Source organism: Roseobacter sp. MED193, assembly GCF_000152965.1.
Lineage (GTDB): Bacteria > Pseudomonadota > Alphaproteobacteria > Rhodobacterales > Rhodobacteraceae > Pseudophaeobacter.
This window is the reverse complement of the sequence record NZ_CH902583.1, coordinates 3,674,634-3,688,129: the sequence shown is the minus strand read 5'-3', so window position 1 is coordinate 3,688,129 and position 13,496 is coordinate 3,674,634. Positions and strand designations below refer to the sequence as shown.

Sequence of the window (13,496 nt, the reverse complement as noted above, 5' to 3'; positions counted from 1 at the left end):
GACCCTAACAGGCTCTGGTGGTTTGGGCTGTTCCGCTTAGTTCTTGCCCAAGGCCCGCAGCACCCGGTCAAGATCCCGGCTCTGGCGGCTGACCTGCGCTGGCGCGTCTTTGACCAGATTGTAATAGAGAGTCGGATCATAGATCTCGACCGCAAGGCCCAGATGTTCCGCCGTCAACAGCCCCTGAGCCTGCAACAGGGAATAGGCTGCCGTGGCCTGGCTGGCCCGCGCCTGAACCCGCGACGTCAGTGCATTCAGCAGATCCTGTTCCGCCTGCAACACATCCAGCGTGGTGCGGGCCCCCAATGTGGCCTCTTCGCGGATACTGTCAAAGGCCACCTGTGCCGCCCGTACGCTCTCATTCGAGGAGACAAGGCTCGCGCTTGCCGCCTCGAGGGTAACATAGGCCTCAGCTACAGCCTGTGTCACCTCGCGCTGGGTCGAAAGCAATTGCCCGCGCGCGGCATCTGCACTTGCAATCGCAGACCGCACCGATGATGCGAGCCTCCCCCCCGCATAAAGCGGCTGGGTATAGGTGATGCTACCGCCAGTGCTGTCGGAACTGAAGCTATTGCTCACGCTGGATGTCGCACTCAGTTCAGCGCCAAGTTTCACAGTAGGCCCCAGGCCTTTTCGCGCGGCATCCGTGGCGAAATCCGCAGCCTTAACACTATGCTGCTGCCCCAGAAGACTGGGATGATTACGTGCGGCAATGGATTCAGCGGCCTGCAAGGACGCAACCCGTTTCGGCAAAGGCGGCTGGCCAGCAGTTGTGCCGATAGGGTGGCCCACAGCCTCCACGTAGGAAGCCTGCGCGGTCAGCAGATCCCCACGACTTTGGATGAGGGTGGCCCGAGCTGACGCAAGACGGCTCTGCGCCAGGGCAACATCAGTGCGGGTCACCTCACCCACTTCAAATCGATCCTGAGAGGCCTTTAGCTCTTCCTGCAAAAGGCGCAGGTTATTGCCCTGCAGTCGAACCGTCTCTTGCTGTGAGAGGACATTCACGTAGGCCTGTACCGCACCGAACAACACCTGTTGTTCAATATTTAGCAGGCTTTGGCGTGTCGCCAGAACGGTTTGCTGCGCAGCTAGTTGCTTGAGTTTGGTGGCACCACCATCATAGAGCAGCAGCTCCAAGGCAAGGCTTGTGGTCAATTGGTCCACGCTCGAAGAGGGCGATTGACCATTCACGTTATGTGTATTCTGTGTACTTGCCCTGATGGTCCAATTGACGATGGGTCGCAGCCCGGCGACAGCCTGGGCAACATTTTCATCCTGAACCCGCAGCAAGGCCCGGTTCTGTTCCAGCAAACCGCTGGATTTATAGGCGCCAATCAGCGCGTCTGACAGGTTATCCGCATGCGCGGGTTTTGGCAGCGCAAATGCAAGCGCTACAGAGCCTGCAAATACAAACGTTTTCAACAAACTTTCCGAATTCTTCTTCAACATCGGTCGCCCTATTCGTTTGCCGCGCCGCCAGCCGCGGGTATTTTGTTATCGTTCAGCCCAGACCTACTGTGTGGACTGTCAGTCTTATTGTTTTACCTATGATCGCCACCCTATGGACCGGGCTTCACATTACAGAGAAAAAGCAGCGGCCCGTTCAAACCCAGGCATAACCTCGGCGCCCGCATTAAACGCAAAACGCCAGGAGATCTGATCACCCTGTTTATACCCCAGCTTCACCTCACCCAATGACCCAGTCATGAAGATGGCCGCGATGCGGCCGCCATCTTTCAGCTGATCGAGCAATGCCGACGGCAACACTTCGACACCGCCCTGCACTATGATGACATCATAGGGGCCATGCTCCGCCGCGCCTTCGGTCAAGGGCCCAACATGGACAATCGCATTGTCCGCGCCCGCTTCCGAGAGCTGTGCCTGTGCATCTGCGGACATGATCTCGTCTTCTTCGACGCCGATCACCATCTCAGCCATCTGGGCTGTAACCGCGGTGGAATAGCCCAGCCCGCACCCAACATCGAGCACCAGCTCATCGCGCTGGATATCCAGCGCATCCAGCATTTTTGCCAGGGTGCGCGCCTCAATCAGGGTGCGATTGCCACCAAGATCCATATTGCGGTCCGCATAGGCACCTTCACGCTGCGCATCGGGGACAAAATCCTCGCGTGCAACAGACAGCAGGGCCTCGATGATCGGGTATTTGGTCACATCCGAAGGGCGGACCTGAGTGTCAACCATCATGCGGCGACGTTCGGCAAAGTCAGTCATATGCTAAACTCTTCTGTTCAGTCTGTTTGAGTGAGTTGTGCCATATCGCTCCATATACGGCAACGGCCCATAGCGACCCTATGGGCAAATTGAAGCGCATGTTGCCGCAGCACCTATTTCTTTTTCACAAACTTTGTCAAAATAACGATCCGCTGCCCCTCGACGCGGCCCTCAATATGTTCGGGGTTGTCCTGCACCAGGGAAATTCCACGCACCGCAGTGCCCCGCTTGGCCGTGAAACCGGCCCCCTTTACCGGCAAATCCTTGATCAGCACGACATTGTCGCCTGCCGACAGAGGCGCGCCATTGCTGTCTACATGGCCGCTGCCCAGGACCTGATTGTCGGCCCAGGCGCGTGTCTCATCATCCAGCCACAGTTGATCTGCAAGATCCCGTGCCCAGTCCAAATCAGCCAGACGTTCCAAGGTGCGCTTTGCCAGAACCTGGACAGCGGGCTCCTGTGACCACATGGAAGAGGCAAGGCAGCGCCAATGATCTGGTTCCAAAGAGCCCTCAATCTGTGTCTGACAGGTCGCACAGATCTGTACGCCCGCCTCCTCGGGGCCGCCAGTCACCGCAAAAAACCGGGTCGCACCCTCGGCAGAACACAAGGCACATGACATGGGAAAGACCTCCTGAGAATAAGATACCCCCGCCTTATCGGCTTCGTCTCAAGATGAAAAGCCATGCAAAGCTGCAACACATTGACCTTTGTGGGCCTTACGAAGCGCACCCGCTGCAAAACGGGGTGGCCGGCACCAGATCCAGACGTTTAGCGGCAATTTCATCACCACAAATCTGACAATAGCCATAAGATCCTTCGACCAATCGTGCCAAGGCCGCATCAATTTGGCGCACCTCTTCCAATTCGTTGAGGCCCAGCGTTTCAAGCACCTCATCTCCCTGACGCTCAGAAGAGCGATCCTCCCAGTCCTTCGGCATTGGCGCATCCAGGGCATGTTCGACCTCCAGCAAATGCCCAGCCAATGCAACCCGTCGTGCTTCAAGCGCCTGCTTTCGTGCTGCAAAATCCATATCTAATCCTCCCAAATCAGTAGTTTTCACCTAGCTTACCCCAAGGCAATTCTAAGACATTGACCAAAGTCAAAACACTCGCAGGATCTGGGGAGGTCGGCGGCACGGTATCGCGAAGCCTGGGTGAAACGCCCAGCGCGGGATCAGGCAGCTCGCCGATTTAGCGCCGCTGTGAGGCCGAGACGCGTGCCCCATTCAGGTCAATGGGGAGGTTTGGGAATTCTAAGCGCGAAGCCCAAAACCAAAAGACGAGGCCATGGCCTCGTCTTTTCGATCCGTGTAGCGTGGCTTGCACCCATTATGGCGCAGCGCTCGCTTCGCAGCGACAAGGAGCAAGCGAAAGAGCCGCTCGCAGAGACTCAGCTGTCCATTTTGAGGGCCGAAATAAACGCCTCCTGCGGGATGTCGACCTTGCCGAACTGGCGCATCTTCTTCTTACCCTTCTTCTGCTTTTCCAGCAGCTTCTTCTTCCGGGTTGCGTCGCCGCCGTAACATTTTGCGGTCACGTCCTTGCGCATCGCCGAGAGCGTCTCACGGGCGATCACCTTTCCGCCAATGGCCGCCTGAATCGGGATTTTGAACATATGGCGCGGGATCAGATCTTTCAGCTTTTCCACCATGGCACGGCCACGTGCCTCGGCACGATCGCGGTGCACCATCATCGACAGCGCATCCACGGGCTCGTCGTTGACCAGCACTGACATCTTGACCAGATTGTCGGTTTGATAGCCGGTCATCTGGTAGTCAAAGGAGGCGTAGCCCTTGGTCACCGACTTGAGCCGGTCATAAAAATCAAACACCACCTCATTGAGCGGCAGGTCATAGACCGCCATGGCGCGGCTGCCGGCATAGGTCAGATCCAACTGGATGCCCCGACGGTCCTGGCACAGTTTCAGCACGTCGCCCAGGTATTCGTCCGGCACCAGAATGGTTGCCTTGATGCGCGGCTCTTCCAGGTGATCCACATGAGTCAAATCGGGCATATCGGCCGGATTGTGCAGCTCGATCATGGTCTCATCGCGCATATAAACATGATACACCACGCTCGGCGCCGTGGTGATCAGCTCGATATTGTATTCGCGTTCCACCCGGTCGCGGATCACCTCAAGGTGCAACAGGCCCAGGAAGCCACAGCGGAAACCAAAGCCCAGCGCCGCCGAGGTTTCCATCTCAAAGCTAAACGACGCATCATTCAGCGCCAGCTTGTCGATGGCATCGCGCAGGTCTTCAAACTCGGAACTATCAACCGGGAATAGCCCACAGAACACCACCGGCTGCGCAGGCTTAAAGCCCGGCAGCACCTCTTCGGTGCCCTTCTTCTCATGAGTGATGGTATCGCCCACACGGGTGTCACGCACCTGCTTGATCGAAGCAGTCAGGAAGCCGATTTCGCCAGGACCCAGTTCATCAATCACTTCCATCTCGGGGCGGAACACGCCGATACGGTCCACATGGTGGGTCGAACCATTGGAGAGCATCTTGATCCGCTCGCCCTTTTTCAGCACCCCGTCCATGATCCGCACCAGAACGATCACGCCGAGATAGGCGTCATACCAGCTGTCCACCAGCATCGCCTTTAGCGGCGCATCGCGGGTGCCCTTGGGTGCGGGCAGCTCATTGACGATGGCCTCCAGTGTTTCATGGATACCCTGCCCGGTCTTGGCCGAAACCTGAATAGCGCCGGTGGCCTCGATGCCGATCACATCTTCGATCTGCTCCGCCACCCGGTCACAATCCGAGGCAGGTAGGTCGATCTTGTTCAGCACCGGCACGATCTCGTGGTCGGCTTCCATGGCGTGATAGACATTGGCCAAGGTCTGCGCCTCAACGCCCTGGGTGCTGTCGACCACCAGCAATGAGCCTTCAACCGCGCGCATCGAGCGGGAGACCTCATAGGCAAAGTCAACGTGACCGGGGGTGTCGATGAGGTTGAGCACATAGGCCTCGCCATCATCAGCCTTGTAATCAATGCGCACCGTGTTGGCCTTGATGGTGATGCCGCGCTCGCGCTCGATATCCATCGAGTCCAGGAGCTGCGCCTTCATATCACGGTCCTCCACCGTGCCGGTCTCTTGGATGAGCCGGTCAGCGAGGGTGGATTTGCCATGGTCGATATGAGCGACGATGGAGAAATTGCGGATTTTGGCCAGATCAGTCATGGATGGGGATATGATTTGGATTCGACGATTGGTCAAGGACATTAGATGCAGGTCAATAGAGAGGAATTTTATAGTGAGGCTTTCCCTACGGTTTGCAGGCGGCTAGGATACATCTCTTCGCAAGCTAGAGCAGTTTTGTTAGGCCGACACGCTCTGCGATGTTTAGGTTGGCTTTCCCTAGATTTCTCGCCAAACCTACCCGAGCAGCACCTCGAGCTACTTCCAATTTTGCGCACCCTTTTGGAAAGCCAACTCTCCTTAGATGGCTCACAAAGAAAGTTCTCCGCTCCGTACTTTCCATCCGGGCGACCAGAAACATTTATACTAGCGAGAAAACGCGGTCGAGAGATTGTAGTACTCGATTGCAACTCGGCCTCCTCAAAAACCAAATTTCCACATTCAAAGGGGCATCACACCAGCGTTTCAAGTTCTCGGGAAGAACTTCTCTTCGTTGCCGAGTTTGCGCTTTTCCTAGAAATAAAGGAGGCTACTCGCTCTACGAACCTCAGTTCTAAAGGACACGTGGACAAAAGATGCAAGCTGCTCACACAAACTCAGCTTTGGGCGAACCTAAATCCAGACAACTCTCGCTTGGAAGAAGCCGCAAAGCATCTTTTTAGAAAAGCAATGTCAGATTCTCCCATAGCCTGGAAGTTCTGGTGGACCTGTCACGGTTTGATGCCGCTCCTTTGATAGCATTTACTGCAACAAAGGAGATGAACTATGGGACTGAAACGGACAGACGAATTTCGACAAGATGCGGTGCGCATCGCATTAACCAGTGGGCTGACGCGTAAGCAGGTGGCTGACGATCTGGGTGTTGGCATGTCGACGTTGAACAAATGGATCACTGCACACCGAGACACAGACGTGGTTTCCAAAGAGGATTTGAGCCTGGCTCAAGAGAATGATCGACTTCGACGGGAGAACCGGCTCCTGAAGGAGGAGAGGGAGATCTTAAAAAAAGTGACCTGCCCCCCGAAACCTCCCGCGTTCTGATGTAGAGTTTGCTCAACCTTTCGAAGGAGCAAACAGATGCGAAAGAGCCGTTTCACGGAAGCCCAGATTATTGGGATGATCAAAGAACAAGAAGCCGGAATGCCGACGGCGGAGGTGTGTCGCAAGCATGGGCTCAGTCAGGGCACGTTCTACAAGTTCAAGTCGAAGTATGGCGGTATGGAAGTGTCGGATGCGGCCAGGCTGAAGGCGCTGGAGGATGAGAATGCCAAGCTCAAGCGCCTGCTGGCTGATACAATGCTGGACAACGTTGTGCTGAAGGACTTGCTGGGAAAGAGCTGACGACGCCGACCAAGCGACGAGCGGCAGCGCTCCGTGCAATGCGGGAACACGACATCTCGCAGCGCCGGGTCTGCCGTCTTGTTGGTGTCGATCCCAAAACTGTCAGGCGCGACCGTCCGCCGGACAATCCCGAGATCCGCAAGGAGATGAAGGCTATTGCGAACACGCGCCGCCGATTTGGCTACCGGCGGATCGGCGTGATGTTGGAACGCAAGGGAATGATCATGAATCACAAGAAGCTGTATCGACTCTATACGGAGGAAAAGCTTGGCGTCAGGCGACGACGGGGCCGCAAACGGGCCCGTGGGTCACGAACACCGATGCCTGAGGCCCTCAAGCCTGGTGAGCGCTGGTCGCTGGACTTCTTGTCCGACACGTTCGGGGCATCGCGCAGGTTCCGCATTCTGGCTGTGAACGATGATTGCTGCCGTGAGAACCTGTGCCTGATGGCCGACACCGGCATCTCAGGGGCGCGCGTCGCCCGGGAGTTAGATGCCCTTGTCCGCATCTATGGGAAACCCGCCAGCATTGTCAGTGACAATGGGACGGAGTTCACCAGTCGGGCGATCCTGAAATGGGCCAACGACAATGGCGTGGACTGGCATTACATCGACCCGGGCAAGCCGCAGCAGAATGCCTTTATCGAAAGCTTCAATGGCAGTTTGCGCGACGAGCTGCTGAACGAGGAGATGTTCGACAGCCTGGAGGATGCCCGCCGAAAACTGGCGCTCTGGCGTTACGACTACAACAACGTCAGGCCGCACTCATCTCTTGCGAACCAAACACCCGTAGAAGCGCGTCGAGCGCTTGAGAAATTTGAAGGCTCCGCGCCCGACGCGCTTGCCCAAACCGAAACCGAGGAATATGAAATCCGAACCCGCAAACTCTCGTTATGAACGCGGGAGCCTCGGGGGGCAGGTCAAAAGCCACCCAGTTCTTTGCGGGCCTAAAGCAATGAGATTTAGGTTTGTCGAAGAACACAGGGGCAGCTTTCCAGCCGCCCGGTTGTGCGAGGTCGTCGGTGTCAGCGCACGCGGGTTACGCGCATTCCGCAGTCGCCCAGCCAGTCGTAGGCAGCGATCTGATCTGGTCACGCTGGCTCATATCAAAGAGCAGTCGCGGCTTAGTTTGGGGAGCTATGGCCGCCCACGAATGACCGAAGAGTTGAAGGAGATCGGTTTGAACGTGGGCCACCGTCGTGTTGGCAGGTTGATGCGCCAGAACGGGATATCTGTTGTCAGAACACGCAAACACAAGGTCACGACAGACAGTGACCACAAGTTCAATATCGCGCCGAACTTGCTGGATCGAAACTTCTCAGCTGACCTGCCAAATCAAAAGTGGGCGGGGGATATCAGCTATGTCTGGACCCGCGAAGGCTGGCTGTATCTGGCCGTGATCCTCGATCTGCATTCAAGGCGTGTTATCGGCTGGGCCGTGAGCAATCGGATGAAACGCGACTTGGCGATCCGGGCGTTGAATATGGCCATCGCGTTCCGGCAGCCGCCCAAAGGCTGCATCCATCATACGGATCGCGGGTCGCAATATTGTTCCCATGACTACCAGAAAATCCTGCGCCAGAACGGCTTCAAAGTATCGATGAGCGGTAAGGGTAATTGTTACGACAACGCCGCCGTCGAGACGTTCTTCAAGACCATCAAAGCTGAACTGATCTGGCGGCATCCTTGGGAGACCCGTCGGAAGGCTGAAATGGCGATCTTCGAATACATAAACGGGTTCTACAATCCACGCCGCCGTCACTCAGCACTGGGCTGGAAAAGCCCTGTCGCCTTCGAACGAAAGGTGGCTTAAACGAGCACTTGGGGCGGCACTAAAACGCGACAGGTCCATGGTTTAATTGGTATCAGGAAATTCTGGAAGGCAACTCAAGCGACCGCGATCTACTTCAGAGAGTGGTAAAAATTGACGATGCCGTCTGGGACGCAGGCCCCGAAGCCGTCGCAAAGGAAATCGAGCGTATTCAGGCAGAGATGCTCGCTGAAAAGCTGCCGATGGCAGAGCGCATTGAGATCAATCCCGACACCGGCAAGTTCCGCGCCATTGCGATCCCGGTTGAAAACCCCACCACCCTCTCTGCCCTTTTGTCGCAGATCGAGGACGCGCTGGAGGATTGCCTGGGTGGTCACAACGGGTTGGCAGAACGATCCGGCAATGTGAAAAAACTCAACCGGGTTCTGACCAAATACAAGGATGATCCGCAGAACGCAGAACTCACCCTGACCCGCGTTGCAAGCAGCCTGCGCAGTCAGCTACATGAAACGCGAGAATTGCCGGATAATGAGGACAACCTCGCCCTGTTGAATGCAGTCGAAGAAGGCGTGCGCGGTATTCGCGCCAACCACCCAGAGGTGGCCAACAACCGCGAACAACTGGCGCAGCAGGCCATTCACGCCCTCGCACCCGAGGACAAGGAACTGCTGCAACAGGCGCTGCCGGTTTTGGCTGAAATCAGTGAGCCGGAACTGGTGGATGACTTTGAGGCGGATATTCCCGAGCTGATCAATGACGCCCTCCTGCCCCTCCCCGATGGGGCACCACCCCTGCCCGGCACGGATGTGACAACCCGGGTCTTTAGCCGCGTGTCCAAGATGGCTTTGCTTATCCAGAATGGGAAAGACCTAGCACAAAAAGGCGCCGCGGCTTTTGACAGCGACGTCGTGAAATCGATCCGCCTCGCGGGGCTTGCCATTTCTGTCACAGGCGGAATTGGAGGGATACTATTCGCTCTCGTCAAAGTTGGCCTCAATATACTGGGCGTCCTCTGAAACTCAAAGGTCAGCGCCTGACCCTGGGTGGGGGCGAAGCGCCCTCCCGTGGGGAGGGTCGGGCGCTGACCGGTGTGCCACCGGTCAAAACCTCAGCCCCCTTGCTTGGGGGGGGACGCGGCGGCGCTGCCTCCCACGGTCAGACACAGCCCTCGCAAACTACATGTTCAGTTCCAAACCCGGCAAAAACCTGCGCATTTGTGAATGTATTTTAACCACGATTGAAACTCATCCTGAGCTTTGCCATATTCCCCCAAATCCGGACCTGCGATCCGGGGCTAAACACGAGGGACATCTGATGACATTGCTGCCCACCTCCCTGCGCTCTGCCGGGCTTTGTGCTCTTTTGACGGCTCAGGTCATCTCCGCGCAGATGATTCTGGTGCAGCCAGCCCAGGCCGGGGTAATTGAGCGCGCCTGCCGCAATTCGGATCGCTCTGCCGCTTCCCCTGCTCTGTGCCGCTGCATCCAGAAGGTGGCCAATGTTCAGCTAACCTCCTCTGAGCGCAAAACCGTGTCCAAATGGTTTGGCGATCCGCATCAGGCCCAGGTGGTGCGCCAGTCCAGCAACCACCGGGATGAGCAACTGTGGGAACGCTACAAACTCTTTGGTGATACCGCCGCCAAGACCTGCGGCTGACGCCAGTATCTCCTCAGCCTCACGGTTGTCCGGCTGCGCCCTATGTGGTGGTGGCCGGTTGTGGATTTTGCAAAACCAAATAACCGGGACCTGTGCCCAGAACGCTAGCTCTCCCCGGCTGGGACGCGTCTGCCCTATCCCGCAGCGCTGGCGCGTCCCTATTGCCGCGCCACTTTAGGGGGAACAGCAGGCGGATTAGCCCCCTTGACCCAGCGGCATAGCCTGCGGAAACTGTGACTGTATAATACATTTTTTCTGGAGTACCGGCATGTTGATCAAGGGGGTTACCCTTCGGGGGCTGGAGGTTTTTGAAACTCTGGCCAAGACCGGATCCGTGGCACAGACCGCCGATGCAACCGGGCTCAGCCAGCCGGCCGTCAGCCAACAATTGCGAAACCTGGAAAAGGCGCTGGGAACCGATCTGGTCGATCACAGCCGCCGCCCTATGGTGCCGACTTCTGCGGGGCGCAATTTTCTAACCCGTACCCAGGCGGTATTGTCCGAGCTGCGCCTGGCGCAGAGCGAGCTGTCGATGATGGATCTGAGCCACTTGCCCGCGCTCTCCATCGGGCTGATTGATGATTTTGACAATGACCTGACGCCGCGCCTGGTAACCGCACTGGCCGAAAGCCTAACCGAGTGTCGGTTCAAGATGATCACCGCCTCCAGCCACGACATTCTGAGCGCCATCGAGGCAGATGAAATCCACCTCGCCGTGACCGCCACCACAGGCGAGCCACAGCCCGGGCTGATCGAATTCCCCCTGGTGCGGGATCCCTTCATCCTGGTGGCGCCCAAGGGCCTAATCCCTGCGGGCAAAGCCTCGCTCAGCCAGCTCCAGCAGCTGCCGTTTCTACGCTATGCCGCCGATCAGCTGATCTCGCAACAGATCGAGACCCAGATCCGGCAGGAGCAGCTTGATCTTGAGAACCGTTTCGAGGTTGGCTCGCATCTGGCGCTCATGGCTATGGTGGCGCGTCATATCGGTTGGGCCGTGACCACGCCACTGGGCTATATGAGAGCCGCACGCTTTCACGATGATATTGAAGCCTTCGCCCTCCCCTTTGGCAATGTTGCCCGGCGCATTTCGCTCTTGGCCAGCAAGGACTGGGCTGATCAGCTGCCCCGCACTGTGGCCCAGACCACGCAGGGGTTGATCCAGCGTCAAATGATTTCTCCCGCCATCGCAAGGCTGCCTTGGTTGGCCAAGGATTTCAAATTACTGGGCAATCCAGCCTAGCTTCATGCCATCCGTGGCGTTCGATTTTGGGTCTCAATCTGAGGCGGCAGGTCGCAGACAGCTTAGGCCTGAGCTGCTGCCAATGCGCGTCTCAGCCCATCTGTCGCCTGTTCGAGGAGATCGAGGCAGCCATCGAAATCCCGCGTGTAATAGGGATCCGGGACATCAACGAGTCCCGCCGTTGGCGCAAAGCGGGTGAAAAGGTAGACAGGGACATGCTTGCCAGCAGGCCGCAGCGCCTCAAGGCTGTCAAGATTGCTCTGATCCATCGCCAAGATCAGGTCGAACTTGTCAAAATCTGCAACAGAGAATTGGCGGGCGCGCAGGTCGGACACATCCACCCCACGCCGCATCAGGCTCTCTTGCATTGCCCCGTAGGGTGGCTCCCCCACATGGTAGCCCGCTGTACCTGCACTATCGCATTTCACCTCAGGGCAACCGGCACGAAACAGGCCCTCTGCGGCCGCAGAGCGGCAGATATTACCAAGGCACACAAACAGAATTCGGCTCGGTTTGATCGGCTTGCCATCCCCCGGGACAAAGCCCGCGAGCACCGGAACTCCATCTGGGCCCACATAGGAATCTCGGCTGGCCTCACGCTCCGCCTGAGGTCTGCTCTGAGGTCTGGTCGACAACGGCTTAGGCATATAGGCTGCTCCCAAGAATTGGTCCGCGTAGAGGTTACAGCCAAATGCAGGCGATGTACGATAAAGTTGTCATTTTGACTGGCGCCGGCATTTCCGCCGAAAGCGGGCTGGGAACCTTCCGCGATGCCCAGGGCCTTTGGGCCCAGCACCGGATAGAAGATGTCGCCACTCCAGCAGGTTTTGCCCGCAACCCGGATCTGGTTCAGGCTTTTTATAATGCCCGCAGGGCCCAGGCTGCTCTGGCTCAACCCAACGCCGCCCATTTGGCTCTGGCTCAGCTCCAGTCTAGCTTTCCCGGCGAGGTCATCCTGGTGACACAGAATGTGGATGCGCTGCACGAGGCCGCAGGCAGCATGTCTGTCTTACACATGCATGGTACACTTGCTGGCGCCCTTTGTGCATCTTGCAATCATCGCTGGCCAGCGCCACCTGAATTGTCATCCAACAGTCTCTGCCCACAATGTCAAAGCACAGCTGCCCGTCCCGATGTGGTTTGGTTTGGCGAAATACCCTATCATATGGACAGGATCTTATCTGACCTAGAAACCTGTGACCTCTTTGTCGCCATCGGCACTTCTGGGCAGGTCTACCCAGCTGCAGGTTTTGTCGATGCAGCCACTGCGGCCGGCGCCAAAACCATCGAGCTGAACCTAGAGCCCTCCGCGACCCATTCCCGCTTTGACGATGCCCGCTTTGGGCGCGCCAGCGCAATCGTGCCTGCCTGGGTGGCCGAACTCCTGGATGAACGAAACAGGGACTGAATGCTGGCATCGCGCGCCAGTCCTCAGGTACCCTGCTGCCACCGCCCTCGCAAGGCGGTGCCCAGGGCGCGAAGGAGGGCTGCAGCGCAGCCTGACGCTGCGCCCCCCTTCCCTACACAGACTTAGTTGGAGTGTTTCATATGACCGCCGCCATGGGCAGGCTTACGCTCCAGGTCGACAGGGATTTCGATACTGATCTCACCGGCATTTTTAAACACCAGAGTGACCGGGACCACGTCGCCATGTTGCAACTCCTGGTTCAACCCCATGAACATCACATGGTCCCCACCGCGCTGCAGCATGTGGCTACCGGTGGCAGGGATTACAAAACCCTCTTCCACATGCACCATCTTCATCACGCCATCGCCCGTTTCCATATGGGTGTGCAGCTCTACACGCTTGGCAATATCAGACCGCGCCTCGATCAGCTGGTCATCCTCTGCGCCCATATTCATGATCTCCATGAAAGCCGCACCACTTGACGACATTTTGGCAGAGACACGGGCATATTGGTCATGCACCATGATTTTGGCGCCCTCAGCAGTGGCGGCACCGGCGAATGACACAGCAGCAACCGCTGCAATAATTACAGATTTCAGGGACATTTCTGTCTCCTTTCTCATAGGGTTAGAAACTTGGGGATTGGAAATTGGGTATAGATTGGACCGCTGCCAAACCCGTCAGCGCTCAGTGG

At 57.3% G+C, this 13,496-nt stretch carries 12 protein-coding genes and 2 pseudogenes; 7 read left to right on the top strand and 7 right to left on the bottom strand.

What is annotated here, in order from left to right:
* Window positions 1–36: 36 nt before the first annotated feature.
* The 5 genes from MED193_RS20095 to lepA all read right to left on the bottom strand — a co-directional run bounded on the left by MED193_RS20095 (window position 37) and on the right by lepA (window position 5,429).
* Entirely contained in the window at window positions 37–1,425 is a 1,389-nt protein-coding gene (locus MED193_RS20095; protein WP_368072276.1) for a TolC family outer membrane protein, read from the bottom strand.
* A gap of 156 nt (window positions 1,426–1,581) precedes the next feature.
* The gene (locus MED193_RS20090; protein WP_009811615.1) at window positions 1,582–2,235 is read right to left on the bottom strand and encodes a protein-L-isoaspartate O-methyltransferase; all 654 of its coding nucleotides are present in this window, start codon (window positions 2,233–2,235) and stop codon (window positions 1,582–1,584) included.
* 113 nt (window positions 2,236–2,348) lie between these two features.
* Window positions 2,349–2,858, bottom strand: coding sequence for an alkylphosphonate utilization protein (locus MED193_RS20085; protein WP_009811614.1), 510 nt, complete (start codon window positions 2,856–2,858; stop codon window positions 2,349–2,351).
* A 97-nt stretch (window positions 2,859–2,955) separates the two neighbouring features.
* Window positions 2,956–3,270, bottom strand: coding sequence for a TraR/DksA family transcriptional regulator (locus MED193_RS20080; RefSeq protein WP_009811613.1), 315 nt, complete (start codon window positions 3,268–3,270; stop codon window positions 2,956–2,958).
* Window positions 3,271–3,629: 359 nt separating this feature from the next.
* Window positions 3,630–5,429, bottom strand: coding sequence for a translation elongation factor 4 (lepA, locus tag MED193_RS20075; RefSeq protein ID WP_009811612.1), 1,800 nt, complete (start codon window positions 5,427–5,429; stop codon window positions 3,630–3,632).
* A 723-nt stretch (window positions 5,430–6,152) separates the two neighbouring features.
* Between lepA and MED193_RS20070 the strand changes: the two are divergent.
* From MED193_RS20070 to MED193_RS20040, 6 genes and pseudogenes are all read left to right on the top strand, one after another.
* Window positions 6,153–6,395: pseudogene (locus tag MED193_RS20070) on the top strand (transposase); the annotation flags it as partial.
* A 69-nt stretch (window positions 6,396–6,464) separates the two neighbouring features.
* A protein-coding gene (locus tag MED193_RS20060; RefSeq protein WP_085978302.1) for an IS3-like element ISRosp2 family transposase occupies window positions 6,465–7,624 on the top strand; the annotation gives its coding sequence in 2 pieces (ribosomal slippage) (window positions 6,465–6,714 and window positions 6,714–7,624; 1,161 coding nt in all).
* Window positions 7,625–7,649: 25 nt separating this feature from the next.
* A pseudogene (locus MED193_RS20055) lies at window positions 7,650–8,540 on the top strand (IS3-like element ISRosp1 family transposase); the annotation flags it as partial.
* A gap of 101 nt (window positions 8,541–8,641) precedes the next feature.
* Window positions 8,642–9,514 carry a hypothetical protein gene (locus tag MED193_RS20050; protein ID WP_009811610.1) on the top strand — a complete coding sequence of 291 codons (873 nt, stop codon included), beginning with the start codon at window positions 8,642–8,644 and terminating at the stop codon, window positions 9,512–9,514.
* A 298-nt stretch (window positions 9,515–9,812) separates the two neighbouring features.
* Window positions 9,813–10,154, top strand: coding sequence for a hypothetical protein (locus MED193_RS20045; RefSeq protein ID WP_039966452.1), 342 nt, complete (start codon window positions 9,813–9,815; stop codon window positions 10,152–10,154).
* Between the two features lie 268 nt (window positions 10,155–10,422).
* On the top strand, window positions 10,423–11,394 hold the full coding sequence (locus MED193_RS20040) for a LysR family transcriptional regulator (protein WP_009811608.1): 972 nt from the start codon (window positions 10,423–10,425) through the stop codon (window positions 11,392–11,394).
* Window positions 11,395–11,456: 62 nt separating this feature from the next.
* Here the strand turns inward: MED193_RS20040 and MED193_RS20035 are convergent, their stop codons facing one another.
* Window positions 11,457–11,912, bottom strand: coding sequence for a low molecular weight protein-tyrosine-phosphatase (locus MED193_RS20035; RefSeq protein ID WP_039967107.1), 456 nt, complete (start codon window positions 11,910–11,912; stop codon window positions 11,457–11,459).
* Between the two features lie 182 nt (window positions 11,913–12,094).
* On the opposite strand from MED193_RS20035, the gene MED193_RS20030 reads away from it, so the two are divergent.
* Window positions 12,095–12,802 (top strand): NAD-dependent deacylase, encoded by a 708-nt coding sequence (locus MED193_RS20030; RefSeq protein ID WP_050757648.1) that lies wholly within the window; start codon window positions 12,095–12,097, stop codon window positions 12,800–12,802.
* Window positions 12,803–12,924: 122 nt separating this feature from the next.
* Here MED193_RS20030 and MED193_RS20025 read toward each other — a convergent pair whose 3' ends face one another.
* A complete protein-coding gene (locus MED193_RS20025) occupies window positions 12,925–13,407 on the bottom strand; it encodes a copper chaperone PCu(A)C (protein ID WP_009811605.1) in 483 nt (160 codons plus the stop codon).
* Window positions 13,408–13,496: the final 89 nt, after the last annotated feature.

Coding starts and splice junctions, on each gene's coding strand:
- MED193_RS20090 (WP_009811615.1), bottom strand. CDS start 2,235: ATGACTGACTTTGCCGAACGTCGCCGCATGATGGTTGACACTCAGGTC.
- MED193_RS20085 (WP_009811614.1), bottom strand. CDS start 2,858: ATGTCATGTGCCTTGTGTTCTGCCGAGGGTGCGACCCGGTTTTTTGCG.
- MED193_RS20080 (WP_009811613.1), bottom strand. CDS start 3,270: ATGGATTTTGCAGCACGAAAGCAGGCGCTTGAAGCACGACGGGTTGCA.
- lepA (WP_009811612.1), bottom strand. CDS start 5,429: ATGACTGATCTGGCCAAAATCCGCAATTTCTCCATCGTCGCTCATATC.
- MED193_RS20045 (WP_039966452.1), top strand. CDS start 9,813: ATGACATTGCTGCCCACCTCCCTGCGCTCTGCCGGGCTTTGTGCTCTT.
- MED193_RS20040 (WP_009811608.1), top strand. CDS start 10,423: ATGTTGATCAAGGGGGTTACCCTTCGGGGGCTGGAGGTTTTTGAAACT.
- MED193_RS20030 (WP_050757648.1), top strand. CDS start 12,095: ATGTACGATAAAGTTGTCATTTTGACTGGCGCCGGCATTTCCGCCGAA.
- MED193_RS20025 (WP_009811605.1), bottom strand. CDS start 13,407: ATGTCCCTGAAATCTGTAATTATTGCAGCGGTTGCTGCTGTGTCATTC.